Annotated in this window: 18 protein-coding genes; 9 read left to right on the top strand and 9 right to left on the bottom strand. The window is 34.9% G+C overall.

Annotation, left to right across the window (positions count from 1 at the left end):
- Positions 1 to 175: 175 nt before the first annotated feature.
- Positions 176 to 619, bottom strand: coding sequence for an Lrp/AsnC family transcriptional regulator (locus tag J8H85_RS17900; RefSeq protein ID WP_209656946.1), 444 nt, complete (start codon positions 617 to 619; stop codon positions 176 to 178).
- Positions 620 to 744: 125 nt separating this feature from the next.
- Here J8H85_RS17900 and J8H85_RS17905 point away from each other — a divergent pair, with 125 nt between their 5' ends.
- The gene (locus tag J8H85_RS17905; RefSeq protein ID WP_209656948.1) at positions 745 to 1,140 is read left to right on the top strand and encodes a hypothetical protein; all 396 of its coding nucleotides are present in this window, start codon (positions 745 to 747) and stop codon (positions 1,138 to 1,140) included.
- Positions 1,141 to 1,230: 90 nt separating this feature from the next.
- Here the strand turns inward: J8H85_RS17905 and J8H85_RS17910 are convergent, their stop codons facing one another.
- The 3 genes from J8H85_RS17910 to J8H85_RS17920 all read right to left on the bottom strand — a co-directional run bounded on the left by J8H85_RS17910 (position 1,231) and on the right by J8H85_RS17920 (position 6,020).
- Complete coding sequence (locus tag J8H85_RS17910; protein WP_209656950.1) at positions 1,231 to 1,371, bottom strand: hypothetical protein; 141 nt, start codon at positions 1,369 to 1,371, stop codon at positions 1,231 to 1,233.
- A gap of 249 nt (positions 1,372 to 1,620) precedes the next feature.
- Positions 1,621 to 2,160 (bottom strand): sigma-70 family RNA polymerase sigma factor, encoded by a 540-nt coding sequence (locus J8H85_RS17915; protein WP_209656952.1) that lies wholly within the window; start codon positions 2,158 to 2,160, stop codon positions 1,621 to 1,623.
- 344 nt (positions 2,161 to 2,504) lie between these two features.
- Entirely contained in the window at positions 2,505 to 6,020 is a 3,516-nt protein-coding gene (locus J8H85_RS17920; protein WP_209656954.1) for a methylmalonyl-CoA mutase family protein, read from the bottom strand.
- A 146-nt stretch (positions 6,021 to 6,166) separates the two neighbouring features.
- On the opposite strand from J8H85_RS17920, the gene purU reads away from it, so the two are divergent.
- The 4 genes from purU to J8H85_RS17940 all read left to right on the top strand — a co-directional run bounded on the left by purU (position 6,167) and on the right by J8H85_RS17940 (position 8,301).
- A complete protein-coding gene (gene purU / locus J8H85_RS17925; protein ID WP_209656956.1) occupies positions 6,167 to 7,021 on the top strand; it encodes a formyltetrahydrofolate deformylase in 855 nt (284 codons plus the stop codon).
- Positions 7,022 to 7,063: 42 nt separating this feature from the next.
- Complete coding sequence (locus J8H85_RS17930) at positions 7,064 to 7,771, top strand: DUF4197 domain-containing protein (protein WP_209656958.1); 708 nt, start codon at positions 7,064 to 7,066, stop codon at positions 7,769 to 7,771.
- A 111-nt stretch (positions 7,772 to 7,882) separates the two neighbouring features.
- Positions 7,883 to 8,074 carry a Lacal_2735 family protein gene (locus tag J8H85_RS17935; protein WP_209656960.1) on the top strand — a complete coding sequence of 64 codons (192 nt, stop codon included), beginning with the start codon at positions 7,883 to 7,885 and terminating at the stop codon, positions 8,072 to 8,074.
- Positions 8,075 to 8,160: 86 nt separating this feature from the next.
- Positions 8,161 to 8,301, top strand: coding sequence for a hypothetical protein (locus tag J8H85_RS17940; RefSeq protein ID WP_209656962.1), 141 nt, complete (start codon positions 8,161 to 8,163; stop codon positions 8,299 to 8,301).
- A gap of 3 nt (positions 8,302 to 8,304) precedes the next feature.
- Here J8H85_RS17940 and pyrF read toward each other — a convergent pair whose 3' ends face one another.
- Genes pyrF through prfA form a run of 3 tightly spaced genes read right to left on the bottom strand, consistent with a single transcriptional unit; the run spans position 8,305 to position 10,637 of the window.
- On the bottom strand, positions 8,305 to 9,120 hold the full coding sequence (gene pyrF, locus J8H85_RS17945; RefSeq protein ID WP_209656964.1) for an orotidine-5'-phosphate decarboxylase: 816 nt from the start codon (positions 9,118 to 9,120) through the stop codon (positions 8,305 to 8,307).
- A 33-nt stretch (positions 9,121 to 9,153) separates the two neighbouring features.
- Positions 9,154 to 9,513 carry a four helix bundle protein gene (locus tag J8H85_RS17950; RefSeq protein ID WP_209656966.1) on the bottom strand — a complete coding sequence of 120 codons (360 nt, stop codon included), beginning with the start codon at positions 9,511 to 9,513 and terminating at the stop codon, positions 9,154 to 9,156.
- Positions 9,514 to 9,560: 47 nt separating this feature from the next.
- Entirely contained in the window at positions 9,561 to 10,637 is a 1,077-nt protein-coding gene (prfA, locus tag J8H85_RS17955) for a peptide chain release factor 1 (RefSeq protein WP_209656968.1), read from the bottom strand.
- Between the two features lie 218 nt (positions 10,638 to 10,855).
- Here prfA and J8H85_RS17960 point away from each other — a divergent pair, with 218 nt between their 5' ends.
- The 3 genes from J8H85_RS17960 (at position 10,856) to J8H85_RS17970 (ending at position 14,670) form a co-directional block, all read left to right on the top strand.
- Positions 10,856 to 12,790, top strand: a complete 1,935-nt coding sequence (locus J8H85_RS17960) for a hypothetical protein (protein WP_209656970.1) — start codon at positions 10,856 to 10,858, stop codon at positions 12,788 to 12,790.
- Between the two features lie 106 nt (positions 12,791 to 12,896).
- Positions 12,897 to 13,835: a family 43 glycosylhydrolase gene (locus J8H85_RS17965; protein WP_209656971.1), complete on the top strand. Its 939-nt coding sequence runs from the start codon at positions 12,897 to 12,899 to the stop codon at positions 13,833 to 13,835.
- Positions 13,836 to 13,959: 124 nt separating this feature from the next.
- Positions 13,960 to 14,670, top strand: coding sequence for a membrane or secreted protein (locus J8H85_RS17970; RefSeq protein WP_209656973.1), 711 nt, complete (start codon positions 13,960 to 13,962; stop codon positions 14,668 to 14,670).
- Between the two features lie 184 nt (positions 14,671 to 14,854).
- Here J8H85_RS17970 and J8H85_RS17975 read toward each other — a convergent pair whose 3' ends face one another.
- Positions 14,855 to 16,006 (bottom strand): adenylyltransferase/cytidyltransferase family protein, encoded by a 1,152-nt coding sequence (locus J8H85_RS17975; RefSeq protein ID WP_209656975.1) that lies wholly within the window; start codon positions 16,004 to 16,006, stop codon positions 14,855 to 14,857.
- A 367-nt stretch (positions 16,007 to 16,373) separates the two neighbouring features.
- Between J8H85_RS17975 and J8H85_RS17980 the strand changes: the two genes are divergently transcribed.
- Entirely contained in the window at positions 16,374 to 16,754 is a 381-nt protein-coding gene (locus J8H85_RS17980; protein WP_209656976.1) for a hypothetical protein, read from the top strand.
- Between the two features lie 155 nt (positions 16,755 to 16,909).
- Here the strand turns inward: J8H85_RS17980 and J8H85_RS17985 are convergent, their stop codons facing one another.
- A complete protein-coding gene (locus J8H85_RS17985; protein WP_209656978.1) occupies positions 16,910 to 19,462 on the bottom strand; it encodes an adenosylcobalamin-dependent ribonucleoside-diphosphate reductase in 2,553 nt (850 codons plus the stop codon).
- Positions 19,463 to 19,545: the final 83 nt, after the last annotated feature.

Below are 19,545 nucleotides of genomic sequence, written 5' to 3' on the forward strand. Positions count from 1 at the left end.
CAAAAATAAAATGTCTGTGTTAAACGCCGTGAGAAATAAAATCATTCACCGTATTTTTGCTGTAATAAAAAACCAAACTATTTATAAAAATAATTTGGTTTTATCATAGAAATCAATATGACAATTAGTACAAAATTGGCTGTTATAATAATTATACCCAACGGGTTAATAAAGACTACTTTAAAGGCTTCACTTCTTTATAGCGTGTTACGTGCGATAGCACTATTTGCGTCTTGGTTTCACCATAAATAATAAGCTCATCTATAAAAGTTTCCAGATGTTTTTGATTTTTTAACAACACTTCCATAACAATGTTTTCGTTGCCTGTAATCCTATAGCAATTCAACACTTCGTCATAAGTTTTTACTTTCTCTAAAAATGGTTTTAATTTACCAATAAACGCATGCAACGTAATAATGGCTTTTAACTGATAGCCCATATCCAATGGCGACACTACGGTTTTGTAACCCAATATAATACCTGCATCTTCCATTCGTTTTATACGCTCTGAAACAGCTGGCGAACTAATGCCCACTCGCCTACCTATTTCGGCATTGGAAAGACGTGCATTTTCTTGCAAACACTTCAAAATCTTCCAGTTAAGATTATCTAAATTCATTTTAAAAGAATTTTAACTTCAATAAATTAATATCTAAAGTAAATATACAATTTTACTTTAAAATAAAAAGCTGATTGTTAATTCTTGTGAGTAATTTTGATACAGTTGCTAAGAAAAAGAAAAAAATGTCACTTAATACCCCATCAAACCTATCGGAATTACCGATATATAAAAAAGCTATTGAGATATTCGCCTTATCCCAAAGCATTTCTATGTATTTAAATCATGATTTATCTGCATTGAAAAATGATGGAACCGAAGATAGTAACATTTATTTTTCTGGTGATATTGTTCAACAATCTGTTTCTTTAGCTCCAGAGATTGTTAATGCAGAATTGGAACGTTATACCGACAGAAAGCACAAACACATTGCCTCTTTAAGACGTTTAACCAACAAGCTTTATAAAAATTCGTATCGCTTAGAAAACTCTAACAGCAATGGAAAAGACTTCTTACCTATTTTACGTAGCGAATTAAAAAAGTTTAAACAATTGCAGCGCAGTTGGATGTTAACTTTATAATAAGTTATCAAAATCCTTATTTTTAAGACAAAAAAAAAATCCTTGTATCTAAATACAAGGATTATAAAAAACAACTGAGAGTCTTGTTTTTTAGTCTATAAACAGTGTGCTATTATTGCTTAATAAGGATGCTTCTATTTCTGAATATTTTTCAGATTTAATAATGTTTATTAACCAATCTAAATGATTTTTTGATTGGCGTTTAAAGCTGTATGTAAGTGTTGTTTTCATAAGTATAAGATTTAATTATTTGGGTAAATTGCGTTTGATAATTAACTTAAACAGGATAAATTTACACTGGGCATTGGTAATCAAAAAATTTATTAAAGAATATTAGTTCAAGGGTTTACATACATCCATAACTGGTTTTTATTTGCAAAAAAAAGCGATGAAAAACTCTGTTAAAAAAGTTTTTTCATCGCATTGATTATTGAATAATAAAAATTTGTATTTGTAGTTTAATCTAACAGAATTAAATTTTTAATGGCACATTTTGCAATCCTTTTTATCTTTAATCTCACCCACTAAATAACCGGCATCATTCACTTTAAAATCGCAACAATCCATAAAACCTTGTGCTATTAGCTTTCTGCCGCGTTGTATTTGAGATTTGATAGTTGGCAATGGAACATGTAATTGTTCTGATATTTGAGTTTGTTTTATTCCTTTAATATCAGATAAAAATAGCGGATCTCTATACTTCTTTGGCAAACTTATAATAATGCCCCTTAAACAGTCTTCTTTGGTATGTTCTAATTTTTGGTCATCAAAAGTCATATCAACTTCTGAAACTTCATAAGTGATGTTATTATTTCTGAAATAATCTAGAACGGTATATCTAGCAATGGCGAACAACCACGACTTTAATTTACCGGCATCTTTTAAAGTATCTAGCTTTGTATGTACTGTAATGAAGGTTTCCTGAAGCAAATCGTCTGCAACAACGGCATCCTTCACTTTACTTAATATAAAGTGTTTTATATCAATTGAATAGGTGTTCCAAATATCTTGGGTTTGCATAACTACAAAAACAGTGTTTACTTCAGTATAAAGTTACTAAAATAAACACCGTTGCTTTTCAAATTAAAATAAACTTAACAGTTACAATTACTGCAAGTACAGTTTTCGCATGTACAATTTTCGCATTGTCCGTTTTGGCAACCATCACAGTTGCAAGTGCATTCTTTATTTTTCATAATATCTATTTTTAATGTTCATATAATAGACGTACAAATGTTTAAAAAGATGCATTTTTTTAAAAGAATTTTATTTTTAAAATAGTCACTTCTAAAGAAAGCCCCTTCAACTCCGCTCAGGGTAAGCGATTCACACATTTTTTGATAAAGCAAAAAATGGTTCACTGCTTACATATTTCTACGGTACTGACCGCCAACTTCAAACAAAGCGTTTGTAATTTGCCCTAAAGAACACACTTTACAAACTTCCATTAAAGCTTCAAAAATGTTTTCATTTTGGATGGCTTTCTGCTGAAGCGCTTTTAAAAGTGCCGTTGTATCGTGTGCTTTATGAAGATTTTCTAAAGTTTTTATTTGAAACTGTTTTTCTTCTTCGGTGGCTCGAATTACTTCCGCAGGCAACACCGTTGGAGAACCTTTACTGCTTAAAAAGGTATTCACACCTATAATGGGGAATGCACCGTTATGTTTCAAGGTTTCATAATACAAACTTTCTTCCTGTATCTTACTGCGTTGGTACATGGTTTCCATAGCGCCTAAAACACCGCCGCGTTCGGTAATTCTATCAAACTCCAAAAGAACAGCTTCTTCCACCAAATCGGTTAATTCTTCAATAATGAACGACCCTTGAATAGGATTTTCATTCTTGGCCAAACCTAATTCTTTATTGATAATAAGTTGAATGGCCATAGCACGTCTAACCGACTCCTCCGTTGGCGTGGTTATCGCTTCATCGTAAGCATTCGTGTGCAAAGAATTGCAATTATCGTAAATCGCATACAACGCCTGTAACGTGGTTCGGATATCGTTAAAATCGATTTCCTGCGCATGTAAGCTTCTACCTGATGTTTGAATATGGTATTTAAGCATTTGAGCGCGCTCATTAGCACCATACTTAAGCTTCATGGCTTTTGACCAAACTTTTCGTGCTACACGACCAATTACCGCATACTCTGGGTCGATGCCATTTGAAAAGAAGAAGGATAAATTGGGTCCGAATTTATTAATGTCCATACCGCGACTTAAATAATATTCCACATAGGTGAAACCATTAGATAAGGTTAACGCCAATTGGGTAATGGGGTTGGCACCAGCCTCTGCAATATGATAGCCAGAAATAGACACCGAATAAAAATTACGCACATTGTTTTCAATGAAATATTCTTGTACATCGCCCATTAAACGCAGTGCAAATTCCGTTGAAAATATACAGGTATTTTGTGCTTGGTCTTCTTTTAAAATATCGGCTTGTACCGTGCCGCGAACCTGCGACATGGTGTTTACCTTTATGGTTTGATAAACTTCTTTTGGCAGTACTTGGTCGCCCGTAACCCCCAAAAGCATCAAACCCAAACCATTATTCCCCTCGGGTAATTGACCATTATATTTTGGTCGTTCTTTACCTTTGTATAAAGTCGCTATTTTAGCTTCTACTTCTTTTTCTAAACCATGTTCCTTTATATAAATTTCACATTGTTGGTCGATGGCAGCGTTCATAAAATACCCTAACAGCATGGGAGCGGGCCCGTTAATCGTCATACTAACCGAAGTCACAACATGTGCCAAATCAAATCCGGAATAGAGTTTTTTAGCATCATCCAAACAACAAATACTAACGCCTGCATTTCCTATTTTACCGTAAATATCGGGGCGTAAATCGGGGTCGTTTCCATAAAGCGTTACACTATCAAAAGCGGTAGACAAGCGTTTTGCTGGCAAACCGGCACTTACATAATGGAAACGTTTATTGGTACGCTCCGGACTTCCTTCACCAGCAAACATACGCGCTGGGTCTTCGCCTGTACGCTTAAACGGGTACAATCCTGAAGTGTATGGAAATTCCCCAGGTACATTTTCTTGCAGCACCCATTTTAAAATATCGCCCCAAGCTTGGTACTTTGGCAATGCCACTTTAGGGATTTGCACATGTGAAAGCGATTCTGAATGGGTTTCTATTTTAATGTCTTTATTGCGGACTTTAAATGTATAAACCGGGTTTTTATATGTGTTAACTTTTTCATCCCAACCTGTTATTATGTCCCAGTTGTAGGTGTCTAGATTTCGTTTTACACGGTCGAATTCGGCAACTAACAATCTGATAAAATCTTTACTATCACCGGGTGTTTGTTTCAGGATGGCTTCGTGGTTTAAACCATTTTTATCAAGAAGAGATTGCTTCGTTTCACTCGCAATGACGTTTAAAACCGACTCCATCGTTTTAAAAATGCCATACAATTTTTGGGCTACTTCAACTTGCTCTATGGCTTTAGAATCGTAAGCACGATTGTTTTCGGCAATTTCAGATAAATAACGGGTTCTAGATGGTGGAATGACAAAAATCTTTTCGCTCATTTCATCTGAAATGGAAAAAGTGGATTTTAAATCTGCCGATGCTTTTTCAACCAATTTATATATAACCGCCTTGTAAAGTGTGTTCATGCCTGGGTCGTTAAACTGCGAAGCAATCGTTCCAAAAACAGGCAAATTTTCTTGTGGTGTATCCCAAAGGTTGTTGTTACGCATGTATTGTTTTTTCACATCGCGCAAGGCATCTAACGCACCTCGTTTATCAAATTTATTTATAGCTACCAAATCAGCAAAATCGAGCATATCTATTTTTTCCAATTGGGTTGCAGCTCCAAATTCGGGCGTCATCACGTATAACGACACATCACTGTGTTCTATAATTTCGGTATCCGACTGCCCTATTCCCGAAGTTTCCAAAACAATTAAATCGTATTCGGCGGCTTTCAACACCTCAATAGCTTCATGCACATTTTTTGACAAAGCTAAATTAGATTGACGTGTTGCCAAACTACGCATATAAACTCTTGGGTTGTTTATGGCGTTCATTCTAATTCTATCGCCCAAAAGCGCGCCACCCGTTTTACGCTTGGAGGGATCTACCGAAATAATACCAACTGTTTTTTCTGGAAAATCGATTAAAAATCGGCGTACCAACTCATCTACCAATGATGATTTTCCTGCGCCTCCTGTACCTGTAATTCCGAGAACGGGAGCCGCTGCCAACCTCCTCGAAGAGGAGGAACCCTCAGTCTTCTGAACAAATAAATTTTCAAAAGCCTTATGATTATTTTCTGCCAATGAAATTAACCTAGCAATGGTATTAACATCTTTATTTTTTAAATTTTCTAAAACCTTATCGTTTCCTAATTTCAATAACCAAGAATCATCTTCATTACAAATTTTTCCAGACTGCTGATTCTCCCCGTTGGGGAGACTAAGAGGGGTGTCCGATTGTGCTACCAAATCATTAATCATGCCTTGCAACCCAAGTTCACGACCATCATCTGGCGAATAAATTCGGGCAATACCGTAGGCCATTAAATCTTTAATTTCAGAAGGTAAAATAACACCGCCACCGCCGCCAAAAATTTTAATATGCTGTGCGCCCTTCTCCTTCAACAAATCGTACATATATTTAAAATACTCGTTATGGCCACCTTGATATGAGGTTAAACAAATAGCATTTACATCTTCTTGAATGGCTGTATTTACCACTTCTTCCACACTTCTGTCATGGCCCAAATGAATCACCTCCACACCCGTAGCTTGAATAATTCGGCGCATGATATTTATAGAGGCATCATGACCATCAAACAAAGATGCTGCGGTTACTATTCTAATTTTATGTTTTGGCTTATATGGCGATATGTGCATCATTCTAAAATAAATTAATTTAATAGGGTGTAAATTTACGAAATGCTCAAAAAAAATAAGCATTTACAAACGATTATCTAAAATTATAATCTTATAATATGCATCAATAATTTTTAGGTTAATTTTGAACTTAAATCATTTTAATTCAAATGCAAAAGATTACCATTTTAATTCATTGTAAAGACCGTCCGAATATTATTGCTACCGTCACCAATTTTATCGCCCAAAAAGATGGCAATATTGTGTACATAGACCAGCATGTTGATAGGGAGCAAAACATATTTTTTATGCGATTGGAAAGCGAGTTTACCAAAGAATCGTTTTCTGCCGATGTTTTTAGAGATGCTTTTAAAAACACATTGGCTGAAGCTTTTGATATGAAATGGCGCATTTACTCCTCAGCCAGAAAACCTAAAATGGCATTGTTTATTTCTAAGTACGACCACTGTTTATACGATTTATTAGGACGCTATAATTCTGGGGAACTTAATTTAGAAATCCCTTTCATTATTAGTAACCACTTAGATTTAAAACCGATTGCCGATAGTTTTAAAATCCCGTTTTTCCACGTTCCCGTTACTAAAGACACCAAGAAAGAAGCGGAACAAAAACAATTGGAACTTCTTGAAGAATACCAAATTGATTTTATTGTATTGGCAAGGTACATGCAAATTATTTCACCTAAATTAATTGAAAGATACCCGAACAAAATCATTAACATCCACCATTCATTTTTACCAGCTTTTGTGGGCGCAAAACCTTACCATTCGGCTTTTAAACGCGGGGTTAAAATTATAGGAGCCACCAGTCATTATGTGACCGAAGAATTAGATGCGGGTCCTATTATAGACCAAGGTGTTACCCGTGTATCCCATTCGCATTCTATTGAAGATTTAATTGCAAAAGGACGCGATTTAGAAAAAATAGTATTGGCAAATGCCGTAAAATTACATACCAACAGAAAAGTAATGGTTTATAACAATAAAACCGTAATCTTTTCTTAAATACCTATATTTACCATTATTTAAACCCCAAACATAAAAATCATGATTCGTAAAATTTTAGTATTTCTTTTAGTTTTAAACTTTACTGCCTGCGCAGAATTACAACAAGTTGTTAACCAATTACCTCAAGGAACCGTTAGTATTGGAAACGATGAAATTGCATCTGGTTTAAGACAAGCCTTAGACTTAGGTATTGAAAAGCAAGTAAGCAAACTAACGCAAACCGATGGTTTTTATAAAAATGAATTGGTTAAAATTTTATTACCTGCTGAATTACAAAAAGTAGATAAAGGCCTTAGAGATATTGGTTTAAGCAAATTAGCTGATGAAGGCTTAAAAGCACTGAATAGAGCTGCAGAAGACGCCGTAAAAGAAGCAACACCCATTTTTGTTGACGCTGTAAAAGGTATTACGTTTGCCGATGCTAAAAACATATTAATAGGCAATGATGACGCTGCAACCCAATACCTAAACGGAAAAACACAAACCGCTTTATATGCTAAATTCAATCCTGTTATAAAAAATTCGTTTAGCAAAGTGGGTGCCGATGAAGTTTGGAGCAACCTTATTAATAAGTATAACAGCATTCCTTTTACTAGTGATGTGAATCCTGACTTAACAGATTATGTTACCAACGAAGCCCTAAAAGGTGTTTTTACAATGATTGCTGTGGAAGAAAAAGAGATACGCAACAACATAGGCTCTAGAACTACCGATTTATTAAGAAAAGTGTTCGCTTTACAAGACTAAAATCAAGCTTAATTCATAATTATTTTATGGTGGTTGAAAAATAAATTAAATATTTTTTTTCATTTATAAATAAAAAATGTATATTTAATTATCTGTTATTCAGTCACCTATATGAGCATCAATGATATCATAAAAAAGCGTCAAAAAAAACTCAATGAGCAATATAAAGAGCTGATGGAGCAGGCGTATAATTTCCGTCAAACGGATTCTGAACTTAGCGACCTTGCTGAATTTAGAGCCATGCGACTACTAAACAAGTTAAATACCCTTCGATATTTCTCTAGAAATCAAGTGAAATCTTAATTTCATTTTTTTTATTAATTCTTTAACTTTTTGGTTACATCCAAAAGGTATAAACTTCCGTACTTTATATAAAAAAAAAAGACGTTATGAGTACACATTTTTGTAAAGTTGGAAAAATTAAACCTAATTTGGATAAGTTGATGAGTTTAAAAGAATTTGAAAAAAGAATTTCAAATTTTGTTGAAGACATTAGTAAAGTTGATTACCCAAAAACTATAAACGGGTAAATTCTATTTCGATAAAATAAGTTGCATTTCCTGTTGAAGCTCTTTAGCTTTTTCAGCTGCTACTTGCGCAAAATCTTCTTTATTTGAAGCATAAATGATGCCTCTAGAAGAATTTATCAGCAAACCAACATTATTGGTCATTCCATATTTACAAACATCTTGTAAATTACCACCTTGTGCCCCAACCCCAGGTACAAGTAAAAAACTATCTGGAATAATATTTCTAATATCAGCTAAATATTCTGCTTTGGTTGCCCCTACCACATACATCAAGTTTTGAGAATTTTTCCAAGTTTTTGAAGTTTCCAAAACTTGTTTATACAACTCTTTACCCTCAACCGTTTTCGTTTGAAAATCGAAGGCACCTTGATTGGATGTTAATGCCAATAAAATGGTGTGCTTGTTTTCAAATGCTAAGAAAGGCTCTACCGAATCTTTACCCATATAAGGCGCCACAGTAACCGAATCGAAGGCTAAATCTTCAAAAAAAGCTTTAGCATACATAGTACTCGTATTCCCAATATCGCCACGTTTTGCATCGGCAATCGTGAAAATATCTGGATGGTTTTCGTTTAAATATTTGATGGTTTTCTCCAATGCTTTCCACCCTTTTAAACCATAAGCTTCATAAAATGCCGTATTGGGTTTGTATGATACGCATAAGTGGTGCGTAGCATCAATAATAGCTTTGTTGAAAGCAAAAATAGGATCTTCTTCTTTTAAAAGATGCTGCGGGATTTTATTTAAATCAACATCCAACCCTATGCATAGAAAGGATTTCTTTTTTTGGATTTCAGTGATTAGTTGGTTTTGGGTCATAGGTTTTTGGTGTTAGTATCTATGCATCAAATACTAGTACTTGCTTTTAGAATATTTAATCAATGCATTTATCCTTTTCTGAAGCGTATTCAACTTTTCATTTAATATTTTTTCTTCTTCTAAAGTAATAAAAGATAATTCTCTACATATTACAAAATGAGTTTCCAATTCAAATGCAGAACCCAAACTTATTTGAAGGAATCTTACAAAATCTTTTTGCGAATCTTTAGCACAACCCTCAGCTATATTTGAAGGAATGGAAACAACACATCTGGACATTTGGGACTTTAATCCAAAATTTTCCGAATCTGGTAATTTTTCAATTAACAAGTAAACTTCTTTTACAATAGATATTGAATCTTTCCATATATCTAAATCTCTAAAGTTTCTCATCCATTATAATTTCTAATACCCAAAACCCAATACCTAAAATCCAATATTTAAATCACATCACTATTAGCTTTCAACTTTTCGGTGTTTTCAGCTAATTGTAATTCGTCTATAATTCTTTGGATATCGCCATTAACGATGTTCGACAAATCGTAAAGTGTTAAACCAATTCTATGGTCGGTTACACGTCCTTGTGGGTAATTATATGTTCTAATTTTCGCACTTCTATCACCCGAAGTTACCATCGAACCACGCTTTGCAGCATCTGCTTCATTTTTCTTGGCCAACTCCATTTCGTATAAACGAGAACGTAATACTTTAAATGCTTTCTCTTTATTTTTATGCTGTGATTTTTGGTCTTGACATTGCGCCACCAACCCTGTTGGTATATGCGTTAATCGCACCGCCGAATAGGTTGTATTTACAGACTGACCACCTGGACCCGAAGAACAGAAAAAATCTATTCGTACTTCTTTTGGGTTGATTTCCACATCAAACTCTTCAGCTTCGGGAAACACCATAACGGTTGCTGCACTGGTATGCACACGCCCTTGGGTTTCTGTTTGTGGTACACGTTGCACACGGTGCACACCTGCTTCAAACTTTAAAGTTCCATAAACATCTTCACCAGAAACTTCAAACTGGATTTCTTTAAAACCACCGTTTGTTCCTTCGCTAAAATCTACCGTATCAACCTTCCAGCCTTTACTTTCGCAATATTTGGTGTACATTCTAAACAAATCGCCTGCAAAAATACTCGCCTCATCTCCACCTGTTCCTGCACGTAATTCTACTACGGCGTTTTTAGAATCTTCCGGATCTTTTGGTATTAAAAGAAATTTGATTTCATCTTCCAATTTAGGGATGCGTTCTTTGGCTTCTTCATACTGCATTTTAGCCATATCAACCATTTCAGGATCACCGCCTTCAGAAATAATCTCTTCAGCCTCCGCCAAATTATTGGTTACTTCAATATATTCATCGCGCTTTCCAATAAGAACTTTAAGATCTTTATATTCTTTATTTAAAGCAATGTAACGTTTTTGGTCGGTCATAATATCCGGTTGGATGATTAAATCGCTTACCTCATCAAAACGCTGTTTTACTATTTGTAATTTGTCTAACATTTACTTATTTAAATTGTGGTGCAAAAATACGATAATTTATGAATTTTTAATAGTCGGCACACGAGTATTAAAAACTTAGTTAATTATACTACCTCATGGGAAACTTAAAATTATTTATAGTGCTTTGAAGTGTGATAAAAAAAGTTGAACTTCGCTTAACTTCTGAAATTAAATTAAAACCATTTGAAATCAGACGCTAAGCACTAAACGAATAAAGCATGCCACTAAAAACAAAGCCTAAATACACCACATTTATTGCTCTTATTTTATTTACAATTCTTTTAAATTCTTGTGCCAATAAACGTGCCGCCAATTACAAAATAGCCCCATCCCTCCCACCTAATAAATTACAAACCACCGAAGCAAAAGTGTATTGGGATTTGGCGAATGGCAATAAAAACATGGATTGGACAAGGTTGGATACCACATTGGAATTTATAAAAAACGAATACGATTGTTCCGATTTTAGATTGGTAAACCTTATTCGAATTATGTATGAATATGGTGATGCCATACCCAACGATTATAAAAAGAAAATAGAAGATGTGCTTTTTAATTTTCGTTATTGGATGGATGAACCAGGTGAGAACTCCATGTGCTATTGGAGTGAAAACCATCAAATACTTTTTGCTTCAGCAGAATTTCTAATTGGGCAGAAATACCCAAATGCCGTTTTTCCAAATAGCGGATTAACAGGTAGCCAACATATGGAAAAATCAAAAACCCGTATACGCGATTGGCTATTGATACGATGGAATTACGGCTTTACCGAATTTTATTCCAATGTGTATTACAAAGAAGATGTTGGCGCATTAATCAACTTAATTGATTATGCCGAAAACGAAGAAATTTCAAAAAAAAGCCAAATAATTTTAGATTTACTTTTTTATGACGTAGCCACACAAAGCTCAAAAAACATGTTTATTTCTACCAGCGGACGTGCTTATGAACGTAACCGAAAAGGCGGACCAGATTACACATTTGGCGGCGTTACTGAGTATTATTGGGGCAACGGAGAAGCTATTGATGCTGGTATGATGTACGGTTTGGTAACCAGCAAAAAATACAAAACCCCACCCATACTAACCAAAATAGCCCAAGACAGCTCTAATGTCATCATCAAACAAAATAACGGACTTGATATTTCCGAACTAAAAAAGGAAGGTTATTATGGCAAAGATATGCGCAGTTTAATGATGCAATGGGGCATGGAAGCTTTTATAAACCCAAGCGTGGTGAGAAACTCTTTGTACCATATTAGAAAATACAATATGTTTTCCAATGAATTCCTAAAAGATTTTAGAAACCTAGATATTGGCATTATAAAATCCCTTCATTTGGAACCTCTTGCCATAAAGCTTTTAAACCCGCAATATTTAGGGTCTGCCATTCAAAAAGGGAATACCTATACCTATAGAACAAAAGATTACTCCATTTATACTGCACAAAACCACCAACCAGGAGATTATGGGAGTCAGCATCATATTTCCGGCATGAATATTAGCAACCACTTTGCCATTTATCATTGCCATCCTGCCGTTGAAAAAGATGTTAAAATGCACTCGCCTAATTATTGGGTGGGATATGGGCATCTACCACATTCGGTACAAGATAAAAACGTGAACCTTTCCATTTATAATATTCCAAAGAAAAAAGGAACGATGGAAAAAGCTTTGTTAGATTATACCCACGCCTATTTTCCAAAGGAAAAATTTGATAGTATTTTGTTGATTAACAACTACATTTTCGGAAAAAAGGGTGAAACCTATTGTGCTTTTGTTGGTGCCAATACTTTAAATTTCAGAGAAGGCACCACCGACGATGTGATTCAAAAAGGAAAAAACGTGTTTTGGATTACGGAAGCTGGTTCAAAAACCCAAGATGGTTCTTTTGAAGCATTTGTACAGCGCATTAAAAGTAATAAAATTGAATTTGACGAAAGGAAACTGAAGCTTAATTATATCTCTAACAACAACACCTACGAATTGAAATTTGATTCCGATTTTAAGCTTAACGGACAGATTATAGACACAGAATACCTTCGTTTTGATTCTCCTTATATAAAATCTGACAAAAAAGCTGAAACCTATAAGTTCATAATGGATGATGAGTATCTCTTCCTTGATTTTAATAATTTAATTCGAGAATATTGAAAATTTTAATGAAAAAATATAACTTCGTTTACCTAGTAATATGTATAACTTTTTCAGTTTTAAGCTTATCCTGTTCCTAATCATTACACAACTAAAATAAATATATATGAAATATTTCACCACCTTTTTTTTAACATTGACAATCGGAAGTATCAGTTTAGCTCAAAATCCATTTATTACACATATGTACACCGCCGACCCATCGGCTCGTGTATTCAACGATACGCTTTATGTTTACCCTTCGCACGATCCCGATAATGCTGATTGGTTCGATATGGTAGATTGGCATGTGTTTTCAACTACCGATATGGTAAACTGGACCGACCATGGTGTTGCTTTAGATATTAAAGATGTGAAATGGGCCGAAAAATACGCATGGGCACCAGATTGTATACAAGCAAACGGGAAGTATTATTTCTATTTCCCAACCGATCAATTTCATATAGGTGTTGCCGTAGGCGATAAACCAACCGGCCCTTTTGTTGACCCTCTTCGGAAACCGCTAATTTCTATGAACACCAAAGGCGTTGTTTGCAACAGGGATTTTATTGACCCGGGTGTATTTATAGACGATGATGGGCAAGCCTATTTATATATGGGTCAACTGGTTGTAAACGCCATTAAGCTTAATAAAGATATGATTTCATACGATGGCAAAGTTCACCTACTGGAAGGAACCGATGATTTTTTTGAAGCTTCATGGATGCATAAATACAAGGGAAAATATTATTTATCGTATGTTGGAACAAGCGGCGAAATAAAATATTGCATGTCCGATAACCCTTTAGGTCCTTTTGAATATAAAGGCGTTATTTTAGAAAAAATGAACAGCGGCACAAACCACCATTCCATAGTTGAATACCAAGGGCAATGGTACATGTTTTATCACAATTCAGACTTATATTATAGAAACCACCCTGAAGTAGAAGAAAAATTTGGATGGGGACATGAAGGTAGTCCGCACCCATTTCGCAGGTCCATATGTTTCGATACATTATATTACAATGAAGACGGCACCATTCAACAAGTAATTCCTACTAAGTAGCACAAGGCACTTGTTTTTAGACCTATTGACAATGTGTGAAAAATTAACTAAATTTGATTGATTACCACATAGTTAATTAATTAAAATTCAAAAAGTTAAACCTTATTATGATAACATACAAGCTATGAAAACAACCATTACATTGCTCATTGTCACCTTGTTCTCATTGGGAAGTCAAGCACAAAATCCAATCGGCGCTTGGGAATCTTTTTCTACTTCTGAAAGCGGAGACAAACTAAAAAACGTGGTTATTATTGCTGATGGATACCAAGTGATGACTACCTACAACGCTACAACAGGAAAGTTTATTAGCACCAATGGGGGCTCATGGCAATTAGATGGTGATATGGTAACGGGAAAAGCTGAATTTGATACCGCCAACCCTGAGCTTGTAGGCAAAGAAATTAAATTTAAAGTGAAAATCAGCGATAACAACATTGAAATTGTGAACAGTGGCATGAAATTCCAACGAATAGACAGCGGTACACCCGGTAAGCTACAAGGCGCTTGGTTAATGTCTGGCAGAATAAGAGACGGCAAAACGGAATTACGCAATACAAGTGGCCCAAGAAAGACCATGAAAATTTTATCGGGCACTCGCTTTCAATGGATCGCTTACAATACAGAAACAAAACAATTTATGGGCACTGGCGGAGGCACCTACACAACCATAAATGGTGAATACACCGAAAATATTGAATTCTTTTCAAGAGACGACTCTAAAGCTGGACTTAGCTTAAAATTTAATTACGAGCTGATTGATGGCAATTGGCACCACTCAGGTCTGTCCAGTAAAGGCGACCCTATCCATGAAATATGGAGTTTAAGGGAATGATGTATATACTATAAAAGTCCTTAAAAAGAGGTTGAGATTTATAAAATCACCCTAAACATGAAGCCTCTTTACCTTGATTTTAATAATTTGTTCAGAAAACATTAATAACTAGGTAAAGAGACATATATTCCATACTAAGATATTTTGTTAACATATGTGTAATATGAAAACACAAAATATCCTATTAGTAAAGCTCCTTTCTTCTAATATTGATACGCATGGCATTTTCTATGGGTTTTTCTGAAACCAATATTAAATAACCACCACCACCAGCACCAGCTAATTTCCATGCCAATGCTTGATCTTTATATTTATCAATCTCTGCTTGGATTCTCTCATTAACCATAGCTGGAAACATGGTTGTTTGCGCTTTAAATGACTTTAGAAAACCTTCAGCAAATTTTTTCAAATCTTTGTTTTTAATAGCCTCCCAAACTTCTTCAGCTGCACTAGCTAATGGTTTCACGTTATCTTTATTGATGTAGGTTTCTGTTAAAAGATCTAAACCTTGTTCCCTTGGCCATAAAAGAACCATATATATATGCTCTTCAAGCCATGACAAAGTCTCTTCATCATGCATAGACTCAAACTTTAATGGCCAATAAGCATTATCGTAATAATGTCTTACTAAACCCGGCATACAAATACCAATGGCATCTTGAGCTCCAGATATCATTGTAGAACCAGGCGTATTTTCATATTTAAAAAGAATTTCAGCTAACTTTTCTGGTTTCTCTAAAGGTAAATAATACGGCCAAATTTTCTTTGCTGCATTTCGGGTAGATGTACTCATACCGCAACGCTCATTATATTCAATAACAGGCTCTAGCGATAATGTAATAGCCCATCCAGGGTGGTATTTTGATACATAAGGCTGGTCAATCCATGTTCCTGCCAAGTCAATTCTGTAAGGTAAAGAACAATTTCCTGCCGTTCTTATTGCTGTCGTGGAGCGTTCTGGAAGACCTGCATCTGGAATTCTTTTAAGATTTTTTAATTCTATATTAAGCTCTCTACATAACTCTTCTTTTCCAGGAGAAAAACCATCTTCGTTTACAACAAAGTAATCGGGTTTTAATTCTATGAGATCATCTTTAAAATCCAAAATGCCCGAACCACTATTTACAAAGGCTTTTTTAACGTGCTTAATGGCACTTATCATATACAGCCTTTCTTGTTCTGAATTTATAGTTTGGCGGCCTTTTAATTCTGCAATGGTGGCATCAGAACCAATTCCCACATACAAATCACCATACGAAGACGCCTCTTTAAAAAAAGCAATATGCCCACTGTGTAGCATATCAAAACAACCTGATACAAATACCTTTTTATTCATTTAATTATTTTATTAATTTACTGAAATGGATTGAACTTATCATTTATAGGGCATTTAAATCCCAATGGCAAGCAAGGTATTTCATTTGTAAAAACCTGACAAATAATGTCGGATAAATGGTTATTTATGGGTTAAAGTGTTAAAACCTTCGTTATTGCCAGATGAGTTTAAGTTTTGTAGTTTCATATTTTATTAAATAAGCTAAGTCAATTTATAGTACACGTAGGATTTACATACTTTTTTACAAGAATCAGTTTGTTTTTACGGTTTAAATTTATTCAAGAAAGCTTAGTCTTTTAACATGAGGCACAAACATTTAAACGCAACCTTTTTGCTTTTTTTACATCTTTTAAATAAAACCGTGTTTATGAAAAAATTTCTAATTTTAATTATTTCAATTTCAACACTATTTAGTTGTTCAAGTGATAACAATAATATTTCAGAAGTGAATATTCGATTGTCTAATGTTAGTCAATATAATTTCAAGAACATTGTTGTTAACACTAGTACCGGGAATACCAATTTCGAAAACATGAGCTCTCAAGAAACGACTAACTATAAGGCATTTGAAACTGCATATAGATATGCTTTTGTGGAATTAGAAATTGATGGAAAAACATATACTTTACAACCAATAGATTACGTTGGAGAAACACCTCTTAAAAACGGAAATTACACTTATCAAATTGATGCAAATGACTCCCAAGAACAATACGGAAAATTGAGCTTGACATTAATTGATGAATAATATGATTTGCTAATAAACAACAGTGCTTAGAATATTAAAAAGAAAGAAGATTCTTAAGAAAGGCGCTAAACAAAAACACCAATAAATTTTTAAAAAAAACAAAAAAGGAAGTCAACAACCATCAACTTCCTTTTTTATTTGATTAAAAGAACTTATTACCCACACTTAGAAGACCCGCAATCTTTACAAGTTAAGCAGCCTTCTTGGTATATTAAATTTTCAGATTTACAATTATCGCATTGGTAACCTTTAGCTTGCGTACCATCTTCCACATAACGTTTTAAAGCACGTCCCACACCGTTTTTCCATGTGTTGATAGAAGCACTATCGAGTTGCAGACTATTAATTAAATCGACAATTTTATCAATAGGCATGCCATGGCGCAAGGTACTTGAAATAAGTTTCGCATAGTTCCAAAATTCTGGGTTAAACTTATGCGATAAACCTTCAATAGTTGTTTTATAACCCCGGGTGTTTTTATACTGAAAATCGTAACGCGATGTACCATCTTCATTTCTATTTTTGATGATAACGCCTTCATTAACCCAACGTGGTATTAAAATACCATCCTCATCATCGGCCAATCCAGTGAAAATTTCATACGGTCTGCCATCAATTAACCCTATAAATGCAATCCATTTTTCTTTACTATTTTGAAAACGAACCACATCTGCTTCCAAAGTTTGCGGACGTTTTATGGGGAATGCCGTTAAACCATCTTGTGTTTTTTCTTCCTTTTCTTCATTTGAAATCAAAACACCAGAACGCGAACCATCTCTATATACAGTTACGCCTTTACAACCTACTTCCCAAGCTTTTAGATATAAATCTCCAACCAATTCTTCGGTAGCATCGTTAGGCAAATTGATGGTTACACTTATAGAATGATCTACCCATTTTTGAATAGCACCCTGCATACTTACTTTACTCATCCAATCTACATCGTTGGAGGTCGCTTTGTGATAAGGTGATTTTTTGATGAGTTTATCAATTTCCTTTTGCGTATAATTTTTAGATGTATCCATCCCGTTTACTTCCATCCATTGTTTAAAACGATGATGAAACACGACGTATTCTTCCCAAGAATCACCCAATTCATCCACAAAATCCACACGCACTTCTTTATCGTTTGGATTCACCTTTCTTCTGCGCTTGTAAACCGGCAAAAATACAGGCTCTATACCCGATGTTGTTTGCGTCATTAAACTGGTAGTTCCTGTTGGCGCAATGGTTAATAAAGCAATGTTTCTTCTACCGTATTCCAACATTTCATAATACAGTTTACTATCGGCTTCTTTTAAACGTTGAATAAACGGGTTATTTTTTTCGCGTTCAGCATTAAAAACCAAAAACGCTCCCCGTTCTTTCGCCAAATGCACCGAGCTCCTGTATGCTTCAATAGCAATGGTTTTATGCACTTCCAACGAAAACGCATTACCTGCCTCACTACCATATTGAATACCTAAGGCCGCCAACATATCACCTTCTGCCGTAATACCTACACCCGTTCTTCTACCCTCTTCAGCTTTCTTTCTAATGTTAATCCATAGAGTGCGCTCGGTTGCCTTTACTTCATCCAACTCTGGATCTTCATTTATTTTAAGAAGAATATTATCAATTTTTTCTAATTCCAAATCGATAATATCATCCATAATACGCTGTGCTGCTGCTACGTGTTTTTTGAATAATTCGAAATTGAAACTCACTTTTTCAGTAAATGGATTTTCAACATACGAAAATAAGTTGATAGCCAACAATCTGCAAGAATCATATGGGCACAACGGGATTTCACCACATGGGTTGGTTGAAACGGTTTTATAACCTAAATCGGCATAACAATCTGGTACCGATTCATTAATAATAGTATCCCAAAACAGAATACCAGGTTCCGCAGATTTCCATGCGTTGTGAACTATTTTTTTCCACAATTTATTGGCATCCATCGTTTTGGACACTTTGGGATCCTTACTGAAAATAGGATATTTTTGAGTGTATTCGGTTCCGCTTTTAACCGCTTGCATAAATGCATCGTCTATTCGAACGGACACATTTGCGCCTGTAACTTTACCTTGTTCCAATTTCGCATTTATAAAATCTTCAGAATCAGGATGATTAATAGAAACCGACAACATAAGCGCTCCTCGCCTACCATCTTGCGCAACCTCTCTTGTAGAGTTAGAATAACGCTCCATAAAAGGCACAATACCTGTAGATGTTAATGCAGAATTTTTTACCGCAGAACCTTTTGGACGAATGTGGGAGAGATCATGACCAACACCACCACGACGTTTCATAAGTTGCACTTGTTCTTGATCCACCTTCATAATACCTCCATAAGAATCCGATTCTCCCGAATTTCCTATAACAAAACAATTTGAAAGTGATGCTATTTGGTATGGGTTGCCAATTCCTGCCATGGGACTTCCCTGTGGAACGATGTATTTGAAATCTTTTATTAAATCGAAAATCTCATCTTCAGAAAATGGATTTGCATACTTTTTTTCAACTCTTGCCAACTCTTTAGCGATACGACGGTGCATATCGTTTGGCGTTAACTCATAAATATTGCCTTCAGAATCCTTTAAGGCATATTTATTTAACCAAACACGGGCAGCAAGATCATCTTGTTTGAAATATTGCAAAGAAGCATTGAAAGCTTCATCTTGAGAATAGGTTTTTGGAGGGGTTTTGGTAAGTTCAGGATTCATGTGTTGTTATAATTTACGGTTTTTAAATTCAAACCATAAAATAACAAAAAAAATAACACTTAAAACATGACTTAAATCATAAA

Source organism: Mariniflexile gromovii, assembly GCF_017814435.1.
In the GTDB taxonomy this organism is placed as follows: domain Bacteria; phylum Bacteroidota; class Bacteroidia; order Flavobacteriales; family Flavobacteriaceae; genus Mariniflexile; species Mariniflexile gromovii.

What these genes read in the sequence shown, in the direction of transcription:
- purU (WP_209656956.1), top strand. Translation starts at nt 6,167, where the DNA reads ATGCAAAAGATTACCATTTTAATTCATTGTAAAGACCGTCCGAATATT.
- J8H85_RS17900 (WP_209656946.1), bottom strand. Translation starts at nt 619, where the DNA reads ATGAATTTAGATAATCTTAACTGGAAGATTTTGAAGTGTTTGCAAGAA.
- J8H85_RS17975 (WP_209656975.1), bottom strand. Translation starts at nt 16,006, where the DNA reads ATGAATAAAAAGGTATTTGTATCAGGTTGTTTTGATATGCTACACAGT.
- J8H85_RS17930 (WP_209656958.1), top strand. Translation starts at nt 7,064, where the DNA reads ATGATTCGTAAAATTTTAGTATTTCTTTTAGTTTTAAACTTTACTGCC.
- J8H85_RS17920 (WP_209656954.1), bottom strand. Translation starts at nt 6,020, where the DNA reads ATGATGCACATATCGCCATATAAGCCAAAACATAAAATTAGAATAGTA.
- J8H85_RS17970 (WP_209656973.1), top strand. Translation starts at nt 13,960, where the DNA reads ATGAAAACAACCATTACATTGCTCATTGTCACCTTGTTCTCATTGGGA.
- pyrF (WP_209656964.1), bottom strand. Translation starts at nt 9,120, where the DNA reads ATGACCCAAAACCAACTAATCACTGAAATCCAAAAAAAGAAATCCTTT.
- J8H85_RS17940 (WP_209656962.1), top strand. Translation starts at nt 8,161, where the DNA reads ATGAGTACACATTTTTGTAAAGTTGGAAAAATTAAACCTAATTTGGAT.
- J8H85_RS17915 (WP_209656952.1), bottom strand. Translation starts at nt 2,160, where the DNA reads ATGCAAACCCAAGATATTTGGAACACCTATTCAATTGATATAAAACAC.
- J8H85_RS17980 (WP_209656976.1), top strand. Translation starts at nt 16,374, where the DNA reads ATGAAAAAATTTCTAATTTTAATTATTTCAATTTCAACACTATTTAGT.
- J8H85_RS17905 (WP_209656948.1), top strand. Translation starts at nt 745, where the DNA reads ATGTCACTTAATACCCCATCAAACCTATCGGAATTACCGATATATAAA.
- J8H85_RS17950 (WP_209656966.1), bottom strand. Translation starts at nt 9,513, where the DNA reads ATGAGAAACTTTAGAGATTTAGATATATGGAAAGATTCAATATCTATT.
- J8H85_RS17960 (WP_209656970.1), top strand. Translation starts at nt 10,856, where the DNA reads ATGCCACTAAAAACAAAGCCTAAATACACCACATTTATTGCTCTTATT.
- prfA (WP_209656968.1), bottom strand. Translation starts at nt 10,637, where the DNA reads ATGTTAGACAAATTACAAATAGTAAAACAGCGTTTTGATGAGGTAAGC.
- J8H85_RS17935 (WP_209656960.1), top strand. Translation starts at nt 7,883, where the DNA reads ATGAGCATCAATGATATCATAAAAAAGCGTCAAAAAAAACTCAATGAG.
- J8H85_RS17910 (WP_209656950.1), bottom strand. Translation starts at nt 1,371, where the DNA reads ATGAAAACAACACTTACATACAGCTTTAAACGCCAATCAAAAAATCAT.
- J8H85_RS17985 (WP_209656978.1), bottom strand. Translation starts at nt 19,462, where the DNA reads ATGAATCCTGAACTTACCAAAACCCCTCCAAAAACCTATTCTCAAGAT.
- J8H85_RS17965 (WP_209656971.1), top strand. Translation starts at nt 12,897, where the DNA reads ATGAAATATTTCACCACCTTTTTTTTAACATTGACAATCGGAAGTATC.